General features: G+C 66.2%; 16 protein-coding genes. 10 read left to right on the plus strand and 6 right to left on the minus strand.

Translation table 11 applies throughout. The annotated features are described in order from the left end of the window. Nucleotides 1-83: 83 nt before the first annotated feature. Nucleotides 84-965, plus strand: coding sequence for a YicC/YloC family endoribonuclease (locus B6S44_RS11420; RefSeq protein WP_129157015.1), 882 nt, complete (start codon nucleotides 84-86; stop codon nucleotides 963-965). Beyond that, nucleotides 965-1,618, plus strand: a complete 654-nt coding sequence (gmk, locus tag B6S44_RS11425) for a guanylate kinase (RefSeq protein WP_129157016.1) — start codon at nucleotides 965-967, stop codon at nucleotides 1,616-1,618. The genes B6S44_RS11420 and gmk overlap by 1 nt, the downstream gene beginning before the upstream one ends. Here the strand turns inward: gmk and rsmA are convergent, their stop codons facing one another. Genes rsmA through lptF form a run of 5 tightly spaced genes read right to left on the minus strand, consistent with a single transcriptional unit; the run spans nucleotide 1,619 to nucleotide 8,397 of the window. After that, nucleotides 1,619-2,479: a 16S rRNA (adenine(1518)-N(6)/adenine(1519)-N(6))-dimethyltransferase RsmA gene (gene rsmA / locus B6S44_RS11430; protein WP_129157017.1), complete on the minus strand. Its 861-nt coding sequence runs from the start codon at nucleotides 2,477-2,479 to the stop codon at nucleotides 1,619-1,621. Next, complete coding sequence (pdxA, locus tag B6S44_RS11435; protein ID WP_129157018.1) at nucleotides 2,476-3,507, minus strand: 4-hydroxythreonine-4-phosphate dehydrogenase PdxA; 1,032 nt, start codon at nucleotides 3,505-3,507, stop codon at nucleotides 2,476-2,478. The genes rsmA and pdxA overlap by 4 nt, the downstream gene beginning before the upstream one ends. 34 nt (nucleotides 3,508-3,541) lie before the next feature. Then, nucleotides 3,542-6,076 carry an LPS-assembly protein LptD gene (locus B6S44_RS11440; protein WP_129157019.1) on the minus strand — a complete coding sequence of 845 codons (2,535 nt, stop codon included), beginning with the start codon at nucleotides 6,074-6,076 and terminating at the stop codon, nucleotides 3,542-3,544. 36 nt (nucleotides 6,077-6,112) lie between these two features. Next, nucleotides 6,113-7,201, minus strand: coding sequence for an LPS export ABC transporter permease LptG (gene lptG, locus B6S44_RS11445; RefSeq protein WP_129157020.1), 1,089 nt, complete (start codon nucleotides 7,199-7,201; stop codon nucleotides 6,113-6,115). Further along, a complete protein-coding gene (lptF, locus tag B6S44_RS11450; RefSeq protein ID WP_129157021.1) occupies nucleotides 7,201-8,397 on the minus strand; it encodes an LPS export ABC transporter permease LptF in 1,197 nt (398 codons plus the stop codon). Before lptF ends, lptG begins: the two co-directional genes overlap by 1 nt. 182 nt (nucleotides 8,398-8,579) lie before the next feature. Between lptF and B6S44_RS11455 the strand changes: the two genes are divergently transcribed. The 3 genes from B6S44_RS11455 to B6S44_RS29855 are packed head-to-tail and all read left to right on the plus strand — an operon-like array spanning nucleotide 8,580 to nucleotide 10,979. Next, a complete protein-coding gene (locus B6S44_RS11455; protein WP_129157022.1) occupies nucleotides 8,580-10,073 on the plus strand; it encodes a leucyl aminopeptidase in 1,494 nt (497 codons plus the stop codon). Nucleotides 10,074-10,119: 46 nt separating this feature from the next. Next, nucleotides 10,120-10,572, plus strand: coding sequence for a DNA polymerase III subunit chi (locus B6S44_RS11460; RefSeq protein ID WP_129157023.1), 453 nt, complete (start codon nucleotides 10,120-10,122; stop codon nucleotides 10,570-10,572). Next, nucleotides 10,569-10,979: a hypothetical protein gene (locus tag B6S44_RS29855; RefSeq protein WP_248309558.1), complete on the plus strand. Its 411-nt coding sequence runs from the start codon at nucleotides 10,569-10,571 to the stop codon at nucleotides 10,977-10,979. Before B6S44_RS11460 ends, B6S44_RS29855 begins: the two co-directional genes overlap by 4 nt. Nucleotides 10,980-11,144: 165 nt before the next feature. On the opposite strand, the gene B6S44_RS11470 is transcribed toward B6S44_RS29855, so the two are convergent. After that, nucleotides 11,145-13,010, minus strand: a complete 1,866-nt coding sequence (locus B6S44_RS11470) for an ABC-F family ATP-binding cassette domain-containing protein (RefSeq protein WP_129157024.1) — start codon at nucleotides 13,008-13,010, stop codon at nucleotides 11,145-11,147. 191 nt (nucleotides 13,011-13,201) lie between these two features. Between B6S44_RS11470 and B6S44_RS30050 the strand changes: the two genes are divergently transcribed. The 5 genes from B6S44_RS30050 to B6S44_RS11490 all read left to right on the plus strand — a co-directional run bounded on the left by B6S44_RS30050 (nucleotide 13,202) and on the right by B6S44_RS11490 (nucleotide 18,907). Further along, a complete protein-coding gene (locus B6S44_RS30050; RefSeq protein ID WP_257791806.1) occupies nucleotides 13,202-13,333 on the plus strand; it encodes a hypothetical protein in 132 nt (43 codons plus the stop codon). A 92-nt stretch (nucleotides 13,334-13,425) separates the two neighbouring features. Then, nucleotides 13,426-15,564 carry a methyl-accepting chemotaxis protein gene (locus B6S44_RS11475; RefSeq protein WP_129157025.1) on the plus strand — a complete coding sequence of 713 codons (2,139 nt, stop codon included), beginning with the start codon at nucleotides 13,426-13,428 and terminating at the stop codon, nucleotides 15,562-15,564. A 40-nt stretch (nucleotides 15,565-15,604) separates the two neighbouring features. After that, nucleotides 15,605-16,105 (plus strand): pantetheine-phosphate adenylyltransferase, encoded by a 501-nt coding sequence (gene coaD, locus B6S44_RS11480; protein ID WP_129157026.1) that lies wholly within the window; start codon nucleotides 15,605-15,607, stop codon nucleotides 16,103-16,105. 143 nt (nucleotides 16,106-16,248) lie between these two features. Further along, nucleotides 16,249-17,592, plus strand: a complete 1,344-nt coding sequence (proS, locus tag B6S44_RS11485) for a proline--tRNA ligase (protein ID WP_129157027.1) — start codon at nucleotides 16,249-16,251, stop codon at nucleotides 17,590-17,592. A gap of 16 nt (nucleotides 17,593-17,608) precedes the next feature. Beyond that, entirely contained in the window at nucleotides 17,609-18,907 is a 1,299-nt protein-coding gene (locus tag B6S44_RS11490) for a lipoprotein-releasing ABC transporter permease subunit (protein WP_129157028.1), read from the plus strand. The last annotated feature ends 6 nt before the right edge of the window (nucleotides 18,908-18,913 follow it).

The following is an 18,913-nucleotide window of genomic DNA, read 5'->3' on the forward strand; positions in this document are numbered from 1 at the left end:
CGACCTTTCCACATCTCGCGCTTGTCGACTTTGCCGGGCCTGAATAGGGTCCGCGCGCAACGCGAGAGGAAAGACAGCGGCCGATGGCAATCGAGAGCATGACGGGGTTTGCGCGCGAGGCCGGCACGTCCGGGGCGCACGTCTTCGCCTGGGAGGTTCGTAGCGTGAACGGCCGTGGGCTCGATGTCCGCGTCCGTGCCCCGACCGGCTTCGAGAGCTTCTCGGAAGCCGCCCGCAAGCAGTTCTCGGCCGCCTTCGCACGCGGCACCCTGCATGTCAGCCTCGCCATCACCAGTGAAGCCGCCGCTCCGCGCCCGCGCATCAACCAGGAAGCCCTCGCTGCCTTGATCGCCGCTACAAGCCAGGTGAAGCTGCCCTCCGGCATCGCTCCGGCGACGCTCGACGGTCTGCTCGCGATCCGCGGCGTGGTCGAGGTCTCCGAGGAGAGCGGCGATGCACTCAGCGAGCTCGAAAAGCCGGTGCTTGCGGCGCTGGCGGAGGCGATCGCGGCGCTGAAGCGGGCGAGGCTTGCCGAGGGGCGCGCGCTCGAGGCGATCATCGCCGGCCATCTGAGCACCATCGCCCGCTTGACCAACGAAGCCGAGAATCACCCGGCCCGCAGTGTCGAGGCGGTCCGCACACGGCTCGCGGCACAGGTCGCTGCGTTGATGGAGACCGGCAAGGCCTTCGAGCCGCAGCGCCTGCATCAGGAAGCTGCGCTGCTGGCGGTCAAGGCTGATATCCGCGAGGAGATCGACCGGCTCCACGCCCATGTCGCAGCGCTTCGCGAACTGCTGGCCCAAGGCGGGCCGATCGGCCGCAAGCTCGATTTCCTGGCGCAGGAATTCGGTCGCGAGGCCTCGACGCTCTGCGCCAAGGCGGGCGATCCCGGCCTGTCGCGGATCGGGCTCGAATTGCGCACGACCGTCGACCAGCTGCGCGAGCAGGTCCAGAACGTGGAGTGATGGCGATGGCCGATTCTACCCGCCCGGCCCGCCGCGGCCTCATGCTGATCCTGTCGTCGCCATCCGGAGCCGGCAAGTCGACGCTGACCCGGACCTTGTCGCAGAAGGAAACCAATCTCGACCTCTCGATCTCGGTGACGACGCGCGGGAAGCGCCCCTCCGAGATCGACGGTGTCCATTATCGCTTCATCGATCGCGATGCCTTCGACCTGCTGCGCCAGCGCGATGAGTTGCTGGAGTGGGCCGAGGTCCATGGCAATGGCTACGGCACGCCGTGCAAGCCCGTCGAGGAGGCGTTGAAGGCCGGCCGCGACGTGCTGTTCGACATCGACTACCAGGGCACGCAGCAGATACTCGAGAAGGCGCGCGAGGACGTCGTCGCGATCTTCATCCTGCCGCCATCCATGGCCGAGTTGCGCTCGCGGCTGGTTCGGCGTGCGGAGGATGCACCGGAGGTGATCGCGCGCCGGCTCGACAATGCCCGCGACGAGATCGCGCGCTGGAGCGTCTACGATTACGTCATCGTCAACGACGATCTCGGCGCCGCCTATGAATCGGTTCGTTCGATCCTGGCGGCCGAGCGGCTGAAGCGCAGTCGCGCGGTCGGCATGGCCGCTTTCGTCGAGACCCTGCTGGCCGAGAAGGTCGGCTGATCAGCCTTGCTGTGCCGACGCCAGCGCGTTGGCGAGAGCGACGAAGCCGCTGACCGAGACCTCCTCCGCCCGCATGGTTGGCGAGAGGTCGGCGGCTTCGATCATCGCCGCTGGTTCGGCGAGCACGGCCTTGAGGCTCTGGCGCAGCATCTTCCGTCTCTGACCGAAGGCGGCGAGCGTGACCCGTTCGAGCAGCCGCCGATCGCATGGTTCAGGATGCTGCCTCGGCACCAGCTGGACGATCGACGAGGTGATCTTGGGTTGCGGGACGAAAGCGGTCTTCGGCACGTCGAACAGGATCCTGGTCTCGCAGCGCCAGTTGGCGAGGACGGCGAGCCGGCCGTAAGCCGCGCGCTGCTCCGGCGTCGCGACGATGCGCTCGGCCACCTCCCGCTGGAACATCAGCGTCAGCGAGGTCCACCAGGGCGGCCAGGGCTCGGCACTGAGCCAGCCGACGAGCAGCGGCGTGCCGATATTATAGGGCAGGTTGGCGACGATCCGGGCCTGGTTGCCGGCGAGCAGGGTGGAGAGGTCGACGGCGAGCGCGTCGCCATCGACGACCTCGAGCCGCCCGGGGTAATGAGCCGCGATCTCGGCCAGTGCCGGCATGCAGCGCCGGTCGCGTTCGATGGCGATGACCCGGCCTGCGCCGTTCGCCAGCAGGGCGCGGGTGAGTCCCCCCGGGCCAGGACCGATCTCGACAATGGTCTGGTCATCCAGCGGGCCGGCGGACCGCGCGATCCGGCCGGTCAGATTGAGGTCGAACAGGAAGTTCTGGCCGAGCGCTTTCTGCGCCATCAGCCCATGGCGCTCCACCACCTCGCGCAGCGGCGGCAGCCCGTCCGGGGAGGTGGTGCTCATGTGGGAGCCCTGCTTTCGGCCACGGCCATGCGGGCCGCAAGCTTCAGCGCCGCGCAGAGGCTGTCCGGCCGGGCGATGCCCTTGCCGGCGATGTCGAACGCAGTGCCGTGGTCCGGCGAGGTCCGGATGAAGGGCAGACCGAGCGTGACGTTGACGCCCTCGTCGAAGGCGATCGTCTTGATCGGGATCAGCGCCTGATCGTGGTACATGCCGAGCGCCACGTCGTAGCCGGCGCGCGCCCGCGCATGGAACAATGTATCGGCCGGATAGGGGCCGCTCGCCTCGATGCCGAGCGCCCGCAACTGCACGACCGCCGGCGCGACGACCGCCGCATCCTCTTTGCCGAGCGCCCCGCCTTCGCCGGCATGCGGGTTGAGGCCGCACAGCGCCAGCCGCGGGCGCGCGATGCCGAAGCGGCGCTGCAGGTCCGCGGCGGCGATCCGGCCGGTCTCGACGATCAGCTCCGTCGTCAATTGCTTGGGCACTGCTTCCAGCGGGATATGGATGGTGACCGGAATGACGGCGAGCTTTTCCGACCAGATCATCATCACCGGCCGCGGTACCGTGCCCCGGCCACGGCCCGCCAGCTCCGCCAGGAATTCGGTATGGCCGGGATGCTTGAAGCCGGCAGCGTAGAGCACGCTCTTGGCGATGGGGTTGGTGACGAGCGCCGCAGCCTGTCCTGCCTCGACGGCCTCGACGCCGCGCTCGATCGCTTCGATCACGCCGGTGGCGTTGGCCGGGTCGGGCGTCCCGGAACGTGCTGACGAGCGATTATCGAGCTCGATCACGGGCAGGGCGGTCGCGAAGCAGGCTTCGGCTTCATCCCAGCCGACATTGCGCAACTGCACATCGAGGCCGAGCTGCTTAGCCAGCTCGGCGAGCGCTGTGGCGCTGCCGAGATAGGCGAATGGCGGAATGGAGCGCTCCTCACGCTGCCTCCAGGCGGCGAGAGTCAACTCTGGGCCGACCCCGGCGGGATCGCCCTGAGTCAGAGCCAGGAGACGCCGGCTCAAGCGCAGCCCCATTCAGCAGCTTTGGAAAACGCCGGCAAGGGCGCCATCAATTGCTGGACGCGACACCGTCGCCAGAACTGCTCGAACCCAGGTTCTGCGAATAGCTGATCTCGCCGAGCGTTCGCAGTTCCAGGCGGAACATGACCGTCCGCGTATCCTTCGTCGAGCCCGCCTGTCTGTCGGCATAGGACTGCGAATAGGACACGTCGAAGATCGTGCACTCATCCTGATAACGCAGGCCCAACGAAGCCGCCGCCGTCTGGAATGGGCCGGTGTTTGGATAGACCGGGTTCGGGGTGCTGGCAGGGTTCGCCATATAGAGCGACAGCGCATCGCGATAGCGCTCGCGATCGTACTTGAACTTGTCGAGGTCGAACAGAACGCTGCCGCGCACGCTCCAGTACTGGGCGAACGAGACGGACTGGGTGAGGCTGAGACCTTCGCGGCGGCGCGGGATGCCGAGGTCAGGCTGCGGTTCGTAGCGGCTGTAGCCGACCGTCGTCGACAGGAACTTGTAGCTGAAGGCCGCGGAGGCATCGATGCGCTGCGGCTCGAAGGTCGATTCGTTGAAGCGTCCACCGGCCTGCAGCAGCAGACCCTTGAACGGCTGGAGCTGTGCCTTGGCGACATAGTCCGAGCGGCGGGTGTCCAGGCCCGAGTTGAGTCCGGTATTCGCCAGGTCGCCGCTGGAATAGGAATTGCGGCCGCCGAGATGATAGGACTGTCCGAACAAGGCGTTGGCATACGCGTCCTGGCCGAACGTGCCGCTATAGCGCAGGCCGATATTCGCCCGGCTGCCGCCCTCGACCCGATCGTATCCGGAAAATTTGTTCCATTCGAACAGATTGGTATCGTCGAAGACGAGACTCTGCGAATCTTCGTTGGCGACGCGCAGGCTGTTCGTCTCGTTCGGGCGCGCCACGACCTGTGCGACCGGCTCGAGGATGTGCGTTCCCCAGGAGGTCGAGGCGACGAAGGGGAACCTGTACATCAGGCCGATCGCCGGCATCGCGCGGCCGAACACCTCATCGGAGGTATCGGCGATGGTGGTGACATGCGCGTTGGCGTAGCTGGTCGTGTTCGGGTTGAGGGAGAACACGTCCGCTCTCAGCGAGGCGTAGGGCGTCCAGACCTGACCGATCGGATCGACGAAGTTGCGCCGCCAATCGACCTCGGCGGTGGCGCGCGCGATCGAGCCAGCGAGGCCGGTCACGAGGCATTGCCCCTTCTGATAGACCGCGCAGCCGTCGAACAGTGAATAGTTCGGCGTGGTGATCAGGAAGCTTTTCTGGAGCGGCAGTTCCTTGAAGGAGGCCGCCTCGCGCGTCAGATGCGTCAGATTGACGGTGAACGACAGCTCACCGCCGATCATCGACGGCTTGTGGATCCGCCGGTTGTAGTCGACGACCGGACCGACGACCGGCTGCTGCTTCTGCCAGTCGTAATAGGTCAGCGGCTGGAAGTAGTAGCCGCGCATGTCGAACCAGGCGTTCGCCGTCTGGCCGTTGAGCGAAACGGTCGAGGTCGATTCCTGCAGATAGGTGGAGGCCGTGATGCTCTCGCTGCGGATTCGGTAGTTCTTGAAGAAGAACCGGTCGGTCGAGCCGGCGACGTCCCAGCTGAAGTTCCAGCGCGGGTTGATGAACACCTTGCCGGAGCTCTCGATCGAGCCGCGGAACTTGTCGTCACCGGCACCGAAGGGGCTCGACAGGAAAGCCTCCTTTTCCTGCTGGAAAATACCGGCGGCGCGGATGTTGTACGAGCCGTTGACGAAACGATGCCGCCACTCCACCTCGCCGAGCAGCCCCTGGCGCGAGAGATAGGTCGGCGTCACCGTCAGATCGTAGTTCGGCGCGAGATTGATGAAGTAGGGCAGGCCGACGCCGTAGCCGAGCGCCGAGGTGTTGATGAATTTCGGCGCCAGGAAGCCGGTCTTGCGTTTCACCGTGGCGTCTGGTCCCGACATGAACGGGATATAGGCGATCGGGACGCCGGCGAACTCCAGCCGGGCCTCCTCGTAGTAGATCATCTGCTCGGACTTCTTGTGAATGATCCGGGCAGCGCGCACCTGCCAGAACGGCGGGCGCTCGGGTTGATCGACGCAAGGCTCGCAGGCCGTGTAGATGCCCTTGTCGAAGACGAAGACCTCGCCATCGGTGCGCTCGGCGCGCGGCGCCGAGAACCGGGTCTTGTCGGTGTTCACCACGCGCAGCGAATCGATGAAGCCGTCGCGGAAGTCGTCGGTCAGGTTGAAGCGGTCGCCGGTGATCACCGTGCCGTTGGATTCGGTGATGCGGGCATTGCCGGTCGCGACCACGCGCTTGCTCTGGCGGTCATAGACGACGCGGTCGGCCTCGATCGTGCGGCCCTGATAGAGAATCTGGACATCGCCGACCGCGGAAACGGTGTTGTTGTCCTTGTCGTAGACGAGCTCGCGCGCGTCGACGACCATGCGCTCCTGCGGCTTGGCCGCCGGAGTTTGGGCATAGGCCAGGCTCGTCCAGCCGAGGACCGGGGCGAGTGTCGTCGCCAACGCGGTCGCAGCTGCAAGGCGCGTGATGCGTCTTACGCCGGAAGCCATGAACTCAATCCAAAATTAACCATAGCCACCGTATTCTCAGCCGTCTTCCTGATGGAGAAGGGCGAGCGCGCCGAGCAGTGTGCCCACGATCGCGGGCAGCCAAGCGGCCACCGAGGCATTGACGATGCCCGATGAGCCCAATTCCTCAGATAACTGTGTCGCCACATAGAGCATGAACCCGGCCGCGACGCCACCTACCACCAATCTGGTCACACCACCAAACCGGAAAAATCTTAAGGAAACGGATGCCGCGACCAAGATCATGGCGATCAGTAGGAGTGGCCGCGCCTTGAGGGATTCGTAGCGCAGTTCGTATCGCGTCGTATCGAGCCCGGCCTTGTGGGTTCGGTCGAGCACGGCCGGCATCGACCAGAAGCCGACGGAATCGGGCGGCGTGAAACTTTGTCGCACCTGGTCGGGCTCCAGCGTCGTCGCGATCAGGTATGTCGAGTAGCTCTGTGGCTCTTCCGTGGCGGACGTGACCCGAGCCTCCGACAATTCCCAGTAGCCGCGATAGAGCACCGCCTGCTTCGCTTCGATGCGCTCGCTGAAGCCGCCATCGGGGGAGAAGGTGAAGAACGCGACTTGAGCGAGCCCCACGCCGTCCCCCAGTGCCGCAGCGGCACGGATGATCGCCTGGCCGTCCATGCTGCGCTGGCGGAGCCAGATTTCCTTGCCACCGACGACCTGCCCGGTCCGGGCGAAGAGCGAGGCCTCCAGCGCCGTGGCGCGCTGCTTCAGTTCAGCGGCGACCGGGTTGTAGATTCCGATCGAGACGAGACCGACCGCCCCTGCGACCAGCGCCGCCGGCTGCAGGAATTGCCAGGCCGAGATGCCGACCGAGCGGGCAACGACCAGCTCCAGCTTCCGGCTGAGATTGAGCAGGGCAAACATGCCGCCGAACAGCACTGCAAACGGGAAGATCTGCTCTGCCACCGAGGGGGCACGGTAGAGCGCGAGCTGGATGATGCTCGGCGTCGTCGCGGTCGGGGAATCGCCGGCGCGCCGCATCAGTTCGACAAAGTCGAGTGTCGCGATCAGGAAGAAGAAGGTGCCGAACACACTCAGGATCGCGCGCAGGAAGCGCTGCGTCAGATAGCGGCCGAAGGTCTGGAACAGCAGCATCAGGCGCGCCGGAAACGTGCTGCGAGGGCAAGGAAGGGCGCGATCAGCGGCTCCGTCAGCTGGTCGATGAGAACACGCGTTCGTGAGCCGAAGCCGATGGCGAAGGCCGCCAGGAGGATCGTGCCGATCGGCAAGATGTAGAGCAGGGCGGCCGCGAGGGGCGAGCGCACGCTGGCGGTCCAGGCGGCATAGGCGCCGATCCGGATGGCGCCGACCAGGAGGATGGCGATCTGGATCGCGGCGGCGCGTCCCTGGCGGGTGGTTCGCGCCTCGCCGAGAATGGCGAACGCGACCAGCATGAAGGCGATCGGGTAGAGCGGCGCCGACAGGCGGTTGTGCAGCTCGGCCCGGAATCGGCCTTCCTGGAGCTTGTAGTAGGGCTCGTTCGGGTTCTGCGTCAGCAGAGCCCAGGTGGTGCGCTCGCGCGGCTTGTAGATGACCTTGTCGCCGTCGCCGCTGCCGCCGGCGGCGCCGTCGGAATCGCCCGTCAGCGCGGAGAGATTGAGCGCATAGCGTTCGAACGAGATGATCGAGCTCGAGTTCTGGTTGCGGCTCTCGCGCTGGATCGTGCCCTTTTCCAGCATCAGGAAGCTGTTGCCGTCGGCCTCGGCCGACTGGCCGCGCTCGGCGATGTAGACGGCGGGCTGGTTGGGATCGCGTCGGTCCTGCATGAAGATGCCGAGCAGGGCCTGCCCTTGCTTCTCGCGATAGTGGAAGGTGACGCCGGAATCGAGCGAGACGAACTGGCCTTCCTTGATCACATTGGCGACGAAATCGGCGCGGATCAGGGTGATGAGGTCGCGCAGCGCGCGGAAACCGGCCGGCATCACCCCCAACGATATCCAGCCGACCAGGGCGGAGGTTATCAGGGTCAGCACGATGAAGGGCCGTGTCAGCCGCCGCGGCGGGACCCCCGCGGCGTTCATCACGATCAGCTCGGAATCGCTGTTGAGCTTGTTGAGCGTGTAGAGCGTCGCCATGAACAAGGCGACCGGCGCGATACCGGCAATCAGCGCCGGCAGCGAGAGCAGGGTCACGGTGAAGAAGATCATCACCGTCTGGCCCTTGCCAGTGATGAGGTCGACCTCGCGCAGCGCCTGCGTGACCCAGATCACGCTCGTCAGGCCGACCAGCAGAATCACTGCCGCGCCGGCAGCGATCTTCAGGATATAGCGGTCGAGAAGTCCGAAACGCACGAGGGTGGAGATCCTGGGGCCGGGGTACTCTGAAGAAGGCGCTCCCCTTGGACGGCTCGCCTCGAACTCCCTATGGTATAGCTTCGATCATGGCGCAAACGGGAATCGTTTGTGGCCTTTGCGAGCCCCCGCCTCGGTCGGCTCCTTCCGCCAACCCTTCTTCCGCAACCCGTGAGCCTTCGATGTCGCAGCGCCTGAAGCTTGAGGTCAAAGCCCTGAACGCCATTGCCGGGGGGGATCTCGTCATCCTCGTCTCGGACAGGCTGGCGCCCCCCAAGGCGGCAGAAGATTGGATTGGTACGGGCGCCCATGCCTTGATTGCGCGCGCCGCCGCGGCGGAGCGCTTCAAGGGCAAGGCGCTCTCCGGATCGACGCTGCTCGCGCCGGACGGCGCTGGGTACGAGCGCCTGATTCTGGTTGGAACCGGCCCAGCGGCCGAGCGAGACAAGGTTGATTTCGCCGCGCTCGGCGGCGCCATTGCCGGCCGGCTCGGCCATGGCCGCAGCGCCGACGTTATTGCGGCGTTGCCCGATGGCGAACTCTCTGCTGATGAGATCGCCGAAATTGGACTCGGCCTGCGGTTGAGGAGCTACGTCTTCGATCGCTACAAGACCAAGAGCCGGGACAAGGACCAGTCCGAGCCCAAGACCGTGACCTTGCGCGTCGCCGACCCGGCCTCGGTCAAGAAGGCGCTGAAGGCGCGCGAAGCCATCGCCAATGGCGTCGAGCTCGCTCGCGATCTCGTGAACGAGCCGCCGAACGTGCTCTTCCCCGAAGAGTTCGCCGAACGGGCCGGCAAGCTCGATAAGCTTGGTGTCGAGGTCGAGATCCTCGACGAGAAGGAGCTGAAGAAGATCGGCATGCGGGCGCTGCTCGGCGTCGGCCAGGGCTCGCATCGCGAGAGCCGCGTCGTGGTGATGCGCTGGAACGGCGGCGCCAAGGGCGACAAGCCGGTCGCCTTCGTCGGCAAGGGCGTGACCTTCGACACCGGCGGCATCTCGATCAAGCCGGCCGGCGGCATGGAGGACATGAAGGGTGACATGGCTGGCGCTGCCTGCGTCACCGGACTGATGCAGGCGCTTGCCGCCCGCAAGGCGAAGGTCAACGCCGTCGGCGTGATCGGCCTGGTCGAGAACATGCCGGACGGCAAGGCCCAGCGGCCGGGCGACATCGTCACCTCGTTGTCTGGCCAGACCATCGAGATCATCAATACCGACGCCGAGGGCCGGCTCGTCCTCGCCGATGTGCTCTGGTACACGCAGGAGCGCTTCAAGCCGGTTTTCATGGTCAATCTGGCGACCTTGACCGGCGCGATCCTGGTCGCGCTGGCGCAGGAGAACGCCGGGCTGTTTTCCAACAGCGACGAGCTGGCGGAGCGGCTCGCAGCCGCCGGCAAGGCGACCGGCGAGACGGTCTGGCGCATGCCGCTGTCGCCGGCCTACGACAAGATGATCGATTCCAAGTTCGCCGACATGAAGAACTCGGCCGGCCGCCATGGCGGCTCGATCACGGCGGCGCAGTTCCTGCAGCGCCATGTCAACGACGCGCCCTGGGCGCATCTCGATATCGCCGGCACCGGCATGGGCTCACCGAACAGCGAGACCAATCGCTCCTGGGGCTCCGGCTGGGGCGTGCGCCTGCTCGACCGGCTGGTGGCGGACCACTACGAGAGCTGATTCGGACTCTGAGCCGAGGCTCGCAAGGGATTGTGCTGACTGCGTAATGGCCGAAGTTCTGTTCTACCATCTGCAGGGGCGTCCGCTCGAGCAGGTCCTTCCGACCCTGCTCGAGCGCTCGCTCGCCCGGGGTTGGAAGGCGGTGGTGGAGGTGTCGAGCCGCGAGCGCCTGGCCGCGCTCGACGACAAGCTCTGGACCTATGCGGACGAATCCTTCCTGCCGCATGCGACGGCATCCGAGCCGGACGCCGCGACCAATCCGATCGTGCTGACCACGGCCAGCGACAACCCGAATAGCGCGCAAGTCCGCTTTTGTGTCGATGGCGTTCGCATTCCGGACGCATTGGAGGCTTACGAGCGCGTCATCCTGATGTTCGATGGCGACGATCCCGATGCTCTCGCCTCGGCCCGCGAAGACTGGAAAAAGCTGCGGACGCTCGGCGTCGCCGCCACCTATTGGCAGCAGGACGAGACCGGCCGCTGGGAGAAGAAAGCGTGAAAGTTCCTGTTGCCCTGGCCTTGGCGGCTGCTCTGGCCGGCTGTTCCGTCGATATGGGCGGGTTTTCCTTCGTATCCGATGAGCGCGGCACCCGCAGCAGCAGCGCCTCGGCCCGCGTCTCGACGCAGGAGGCGATGCTGACGCCGGAGGGCGAATGCAGCGCCGATGTCTCGCTCGATCCGGCGACGCGGCCGCTGCCGAAGGAGATCGCCGTCGGCATCACCGAATGCGAGCTCGTCCGGCTCAAGGCCAAGCGGCCGACCGACGTGCTGATCGGCGACAACGGCAAGGGCCAGCGCGAGGTCCAGGTGCTCTACTCCGAGCCGGGCAATCGCGAGATCTACATGTTCACCGACAATCGGTTGAGCCGGATCGTGAAGCCGGGACAGCCTGAGCAGCAGGGCTGAGCGGACGGGGGCTCAGCCTCTCATGACCAAGGACAGGCGTCCTGGGCGACCACAGGAAGACCCGGGACCCATGCCTGAATCTTTATCCTGATAAGCTCAGGCATGGATCCCGAATCTCCGCTTCGCTACGTCCGGGATGAACCCGCGTCAAAAGCCGCGGAGGCCTCAGGCGCTCTCCAGCTCCTCGCTCAGCATCAGCCATTCCTCCTCGGCGGCGGCCAGCGCCTCGGTCAACTCGCCGCGCTGGCGCGAGAGCAGAAGTGCTTTCTCCGGCTCACGCGCGAAGGCGCCATTGGCGAGCGCGCCGTCGACCTTCTCGATCAGCCCGGTCAGCTTGGCGATGCGGGCCTCGGCCAGATTGAGCTTCTGCCGGAGCGGTCCGAGTGCCTGGCGCTTCGCCGCCGCGCCCTTGCGCTCCTCGGCCTTGCCCGAAGCATCCGCCTCCGCCTTGCCGCGCTGCGCCGGCTTGTCGCGACCGAGCACGAAGTCGCGATAGTCGTCCATGTCGCCATCGAAGCTCTTCACCGTGCCATCCCCGACCAGCCAGAGCCGGTCAGCGCAGGCCTCGATCAGGAAGCGGTCGTGGCTGACCAGGATGACGGCGCCGGGATAATCGTTGATCGCCTTGACCAAAGCGGTGCGGCTGTCGATGTCGAGATGGTTGGTCGGCTCGTCGAGGATGAGCAGATGCGGGCCGCCAAAGGTGGCGATGCCGAGCATGAGGCGCGCCTTCTCGCCGCCGGAGAGGTTCTTGACCGGGGTGTCGGCCTTGTTGGCGGGAAAACCGGTCTGCGCGGTGCGGGCCCGCACCCTGGCCTCGGGAGCGTCCGGCATCAGCTCGCGGATATGGCCGACCGGCGTGTCCTCCATGCGCAGCTCATCGAGCTGGTGCTGGGCGAAATAGGCCGTCTGCAGCTTCGATGAGCGCCGCATCTCGCCGGAGAGCGGCGCAAGCCGTCCGCCGATCAGCTTGCAGAAGGTCGATTTGCCGTTGCCGTTGGACCCGAGCAGGGCGATGCGATCATCCGGTGCCAGCGACAGGTTGAGCCGCGACAGCACCTTGCGATCGCCATAGCCGGCGCTGGCACCTTCCAGCACGACCATCGGCGGCGACAGCGGCCGCTCGGGGGCGGGGAAGTTGAAGGGCTGCACGTCGCGGTCCTGGATGACCGCGATCTCCTGCATCTTTTCCAGTCGCTTGACGCGTGACTGGGCCTGGCTGGCCTTCGAGGCCTTGGCTTTGAAGCGGTCGACGAAGGATTGCAGGTGCTTGCGCTCGGCGTCCTGCTTCTCGCGCGCCTTGGCGAGATGGGCCTGCTTCTCGGCCCTGAGCTTCTCGAAATCGCTGTAGCCGCCGCGATAGATCGTCAGCTTGCCCTGGTCGAGATGCAGGATGTGGTCGACGCAGGTGTCGAGCAATTCGCGATCATGGCTGACGACCAGCACCGTATGCGGATAGCGCTCGAGATAGTCGTAGAGCCAGAGCGTGCCTTCGAGGTCGAGATAGTTGGTCGGCTCGTCGAGCAGCAGCAGATCGGGCTCGGAGAACAGCACGGCGGCGAGCGCGACGCGCATCCGCCAGCCGCCCGAGAAATCGGAACAGGGCCGCTGCTGCGCCGCCTCGTCGAAACCGAGCCCGTGCAGCACGGTCGCGGCGCGCGCCGGCGCGGAGTGGGCGCCGATATCGGCGAGCCTTGTCTCGATCTCGGCGATGCGCATCGGATCGGTTGCGGTCTGCGCCTCCTTCATCAGCGCGGCGCGCTCGATATCGGCGGCGAGCACGACCTCGATCAGGGTTTCAGGCCCGCCGGGAGCTTCCTGCGCCACGCCGCCGATGCGCATTCCCCTGGGCAGGGCGACATTGCCGCCCTCCGGGGAGAGATCTCCGGTGATGATGCGGAACAGCGTCGTCTTGCCGGTGCCGTTGCGGCCGACGAGGCCGACGCGCGAGCCGGTCGGCAGGAAGGCACTGGCATGGTCGAGCAGAAGGCGCTCGCCGAGGCGATAGGTGATGTCATTGAGGGTCAGCATGGCGAGCGGGGTTTAGCGCGCTTTCGATCCGTCTGGAAACGGCAGAAGGAGAGAAATGACCGGGATCTGTGCGCGGCGTTTTGGCTGCCTTTGGGGCAGGGTCACGATTTCTCCATGTTTCCGCCACGGCATGGCCGGGCGCTCAGCGCAGGCATGGGCTGGGGTAACGCACTGATTCGCAAAGAGGATCCATGCAGTTCGGCTCTCTGGTCCGGCGCCCGCGCCGGGTATCGCTCGCAGCCGTCGTCGTCGCGCTGCTCACTCTGGTCCTCGGGAGCGCCGCGGCGCTCGCCGCCCTGGCGCCATTGCCCGGCGCCTTGTGAAGCGATTGCGGTGCGTTGCACGCTTCAAGCAACGTTAACTGCACTCGTGTTGGGTCTCCTGGCGCAGTCGACGCCGGGCGGAGACCTGATTCGTGTTCAGCCTCAGAATCAGGCTTCCTATCGCGATGCTGGCATTGGCGCTGCTCGCGGCGCTGGCTGTCGGCTCGTCCGCTTATCTTGCCGTGTCGAGCTGGGCGCAGGGCGCGGTGCGTGAGCGCATGCACACTCTGGTCGAAAGCCATGTCCGGGCCATCGAGCGCCGCTGGTCGCAGCTTCGTGCAGAACTCGCCGTCCAGGCGCGCAGCGCCTTCACCGTCTCGGCACTCGACGAGATCGGCAAGTGGATGGAGCTCGGCCCGCACGACTACAAGAGCATCCTTGGCCACTATCAGGGTGATGGATCGCTGTCCCTGGCCGAACGCATCGCCCGCACCGGCCGCGAGCATCAGCACGGTTACTCCTGGCGGCATGTGCCGGTCCACGAGACCTATGCAGCGGCGCTGAAGCAGTTCAACTACGCCGACATCTACCTCGTCTCGCGCAAGGGCCGGGTGGTCTACAGCGTCACCAAGGGCCCCGAATTCGGCCGCCTCCTGAGCGAGGAGGATCTGGCCGGCACCGGCCTCGCCAGATCCGTGCAACTGGCGCGGGGTAAAGCTGTCGGGGAGCAGGTGGTGCTCGACTTCGCGCCCTATGATCCGGCCGGTGGCGAGCCGCGCGCCTTCCTGGCCGCTCCGTTCTACGACGCCGAGGCAGGGACTGGCCAACAGCTGGGCACGATCGTCATCGCTGTCGATACGCGCCTGATCGACGATGTGCTCGCCTTCAATCCCGTCGGTTCCAGTGCGGAACGGGTTTTCGTCGTCGGCTCCGATGGCTTCATGCGCTCCAATCCGGCGCTGCGGCGCGACGGCGCTTCGCCACGCGAGACGCTCGACCGGAACCGGCTGACCGGCCAGCCCGAGAACGCGCTCATCGCCATGGTCAGCCATGACGGTCGGGCGCTGGTCGCGAGCGGGGAAGAGGTCGTGATCGGCGACTGGCGCTGGCTGCTCTGGCTGACCGCTCCCCAGGACAGCGCCTTCGCTGTCGTCGGCAAGATCCGCAGCGCGGTCGTTTCCGCCGGCCTGTTGGTCCTGCTGCCGCTGTTCGGGATAGCGATCCTGCTCGGCTGGTCGGTGGCCCGCCCGATCGCGCGGCTGTCCGACAGGCTCGCCGGCGTCGCCGCGGGGCGGACGGAGGAAGAGATTCCCGGAGCCCGGCGTCGCGACGAGATCGGCGGCATCGCCAAGTCGATCGAGCTGATCCGCGAAACCTTGCGCGGGCAAGCGCAGCGCCGCGAGGCCGAGCAGGAAACGCGCCAGGCCGAGGTCGAGCAGCATCGCCGCGCTCTGCTGGGCGAACTGGCGAGTGAATTGGCGGATTCGGTACGGACCGTGTCGGCCTCGGTTTCCGTCTCGGCGGAAACCCTGGGTGTGACCGCGCACCAGCTGGCCGAGGGCGCGCGAGAGGCCCAGGCAGGCGCTGCCGACACCGATAGTTCGACCGGCAACGCGATCCGCAGCGTCCAGTCGATCGAGCGTGCGGCGCAGGATCTGCTTGGAGCCGTCGATGCTCTCGCCGCCGAGGTGCGTTCCTCGGATGTGACCGCGGGCCGGGCGCGCGAGCATGCGGATTCTGTAAGCCGGATCGTCGATAGCCTGTCCAATGGCGCTGCACGCGTATCGGAAGTGGTCGGGCTGATCTCGGCGATTGCCGGCCAGACCAATCTGCTCGCGCTCAACGCCACCATCGAAGCGGCCCGCGCCGGCGAGGCGGGCAAGGGCTTTGCGGTCGTCGCCAGCGAGGTGAAGTCGCTCGCGACCCAGACCGCCAATGCGACGCAGGACATTGCGCGCCAGATCGAGGCGATGAACCAGGCGACCGCCGCGACCGTCGAGGGCATCGCCGGCATCCGCGCTTTCGTGCAGGATCTAAACGAGGCGACGCGGCGAACCAGCCAGACCATGCAGCGCCAGCACGCGGCGACCCATGCCATCGCCGCCGAGGTCCTCGCCGCGACGCAGGAGATCGTCCTGATCGGACAGGCGACCAGCCAGGTCGCGCTCGCCTCGCGCAACACCGCCGGTGCCTCCGATGCGGTCCTGAAGGCGGCAAGCGAGCTGACTGCGCTGACCCAGGCACTGACCGCACGGGTCGATCACGTCATCGACGAGCTACGTGTTGCCTGAGCGCCTTGTCGCGGGCGCCTGCGTTGGCTAACGCTTTGGCATGAGCCACACAGCTTTCTACGCAGGGTCCTTCGACCCCGTCACCAACGGCCATGTCGACATGATCGAGGCCGCCTGCCGCCTGTGCGACAGGCTGATCCTCGCCATCGGCGTTCATCCGGGAAAAACCCCGACCTTTTCCGCCGATGAGCGCGCCGAACTGCTGCGGGAGATCTGCGAGCCGGTCGCAACCAGGCTCGGGACGAAGCTCGAGGTCGTAACCTTCGACGATCTGACCATCGACGCGGCACGCCGTGTCGGCGCCACGATCCTGGTGCGCGGCCTGCGCGATGGTACTGACCTCGACTATGAGATGCAGCTTGCAGGCATGAACCATACGATGGTTCCCGAGCTGCAGACGGTGTTCCTGCCCGCGACGCCGCTGGCACGTCACATCACCGCGACGCTGGTCCGCCAGGTCGCGGCCATGGGTGGCGATGTCTCCGCCTTCGTTCCGCCCATTGTCAGCGACAGGTTGAAGGCGAAGTTCGCCAAGCCCTGACATTTTCGCCAACGCCATCCGATGTGCATTTGCCTGACGGCGATCTGCATTAGCGTTTGCAATTTGCAAACGCCGATGGTGTCTCTGGACTGACCTGACTCGGTGCGCTCGTCCTGGCGCATCGCCCCTCGACGAGTGTTCCGATGCGCCTGTCCCGCTATTTCATGCCGATCCTGCGCGATACGCCCAAGGAAGCGGAGATCGTCTCGCACCGGCTGATGCTGCGCGCCGGCATGGTCCGCCAGCAGTCCGCCGGCATCTACTCCTGGCTGCCGCTGGGCTTGCGCGTCCTCAACAAGATCAGCGCGGTGGTCCGCGAGGAGCAGAACCGCGCCGGCGCCATCGAGATCCTGATGCCGACCATCCAGTCGGCCGATCTCTGGCGCGAGAGCGGGCGCTACGACGCCTATGGCAAGGAGATGCTTCGCATCAAGGACCGACACGACCGCGAGATGCTCTACGGCCCGACCAACGAGGAGATGGTCACCGAGATCTTCCGGTCCTACGTCAAGTCCTACAAGGACCTGCCGCTCAACCTCTACCACATCCAGTGGAAGTTCCGCGACGAGGTCCGCCCGCGTTTCGGCGTGATGCGCGGCCGCGAGTTCCTGATGAAGGATGCTTATTCCTTCGATCTCGACCAGGCCAGCGCGCGCCATGCTTACAACCGCATGTTCACCGCCTACCTGCGCACCTTCGCGCGGCTCGGCCTGAAGGCGATCCCGATGCGGGCCGATACCGGGCCGATCGGCGGCGACCTTTCGCACGAATTCATCGTGCTCGCCTCGACCGGTGAGAGCGAGGTCTTCTGTCACAAGGATTATCTCGACTTCGCGACGCCGGCCGCCGACACCGATTTCGACAGCGTTTCCAGTCTCCAGGGCATCGTCGACAAGTGGACGAGCCTCTATGCTGCGACCGAGGAGATGCATGAGAAGGCGGCTTTCGAGGCGATCCCCGCCGACAGGCAGGTTTCGGCGCGCGGCATCGAGGTCGGCCACATCTTCTATTTCGGCACCAAGTATTCCGAACCGATGGGCGCGACCGTCGCCGGTCCCGACGGGCAGCTGGTGCCGGTCCATATGGGCTCCTACGGCATCGGCCCGAGCCGTCTCGTCGCCGCGCTGATCGAGGCCGGTCATGACGAGGGCGGCATCGTCTGGCCCGACGAGATCGCGCCCTTCGATATCGCGGTGCTCAACCTCAAGACCGGCGATGCCGCGACCGACGGCGCCTGCGAGCAGCTCTACCAGGGGCTCGCCGCCAAGGGCTACGACATGGCCTATGACGATCGCGACGAGCGCCCGGGCGGCAAGTTCGCCACGGCCGACCTGATCGGCATTCCGTGGCAGATCATCGTCGGCCCGAAGGGCCTGGCCGAAGGCAAGGTCGAGCTCAAGCGCCGCGCCGGCGGCGAGCGCGAACTGGTCTCGCTGGAGGCGGCGCTGGCGCGCTTCCCGGGCAAGGGCGCGGAGACGAACGCGTGAGCGGAGGAGGGCGGTCATGAGCGCCGTCGCCGAGGCCCGGGGCGCGAAGAGCGTGCCGACCGGCACCAAGCCCTTCGCCGGTTTCGAGTGGCTGCTCGCCGGCCGCTATCTGCGCACGCGCCGGCGCGAGGGCTTCGTCTCGGTCATCGCCGGCTTCTCCTTCCTCGGCATCCTGCTCGGCGTCGCCACGCTGATCATCGTGATGTCGGTGATGAACGGCTTCCGCAAGGAGCTGCTGGAGAAGATCGTCGGCGTCAACGGCCACATCTTCGCGACGCCGATCGACCGGCCGCTCGACGATTACGAGCAGGTCGCGGCCAGGTTGCGCCAGGTCCAGGGCATCAAGCTGGCGATCCCGCTGGTGGAAGGGCAGGCGCTCGCCTCGTCGCAAGTCGGCAATGGCGGCGTGCTGGTGCGTGGCATCTCGGAAGGCGACATCAAGTCGATCCCCTTCATCGCCAACAATGTCCGCCAGGGCACGCTCGACGGCTTCGCCTCCGCGGGCGGCGTCGCGATCGGCCGCCGGCTCGCCGGCTCGCTCGGCCTGCAGGCGGGCGACACCATCACCATCGTCACGCCGCGTGGGGCTTCGACGCCGTTCGGCACGGCGCCGCGGATCAAGGCCTATCCGGTCACGGCGGTGTTCGAGATCGGCATGTCGGAGTTCGACTCCTCCTTCGTCTTCATGCCGCTCGCCGAGAGCCAGGCCTATTTCAACCGCGATGGCGACGTGAACGTCATCGAGATATTCATCGACAATCCCGACCAGACGCAGGCGGTGCGTGATCGGATCGAGGCCGATCCGCCAAGGCCATTGGTGCTGTCGGACTGGCGCCAGCGCAATCGTACCTTCTTCAATGCGCTCGAGGTCGAGCGCAATGTGATGTTCATCATCCTGACTTTGATCGTGCTGGTCGCGACGCTGAACATCGTCTCCGGCCTGATCATGCTGGTGAAGGACAAGACCGAAGACATCGCGATCATGCGCACCATGGGCGCCTCGCGCGGCACGGTGCTGCGGGTCTTCCTGATCACGGGCGCGACGATCGGCGTCGTCGGAACTTTCGCCGGCTTTGTTCTCGGCATCGCCTTCGCCAAGAACATCCAGACCATCAACAAGGGCCTGAGCAAGCTGCTGGGAATCAACCCCTGGGATCCGACCGTGCGCTTCCTGAGCGACATCCCCTCGGTGATCGACTGGCGCGAGGTTACGAGCGTCGTCGTCATGACGCTCATCCTGTCGCTGCTGGCCACGCTCTATCCTGCCTGGAAGGCCGCGCGTCTCGACCCCGTCAAAGCCCTGCGGATGGGTTGAGGATCT

It is taken from the genome of Allobosea sp. Tri-44, assembly GCF_004123845.1.
In the GTDB taxonomy this organism is placed as follows: Bacteria; Pseudomonadota; Alphaproteobacteria; order Rhizobiales; family Beijerinckiaceae; genus Allobosea.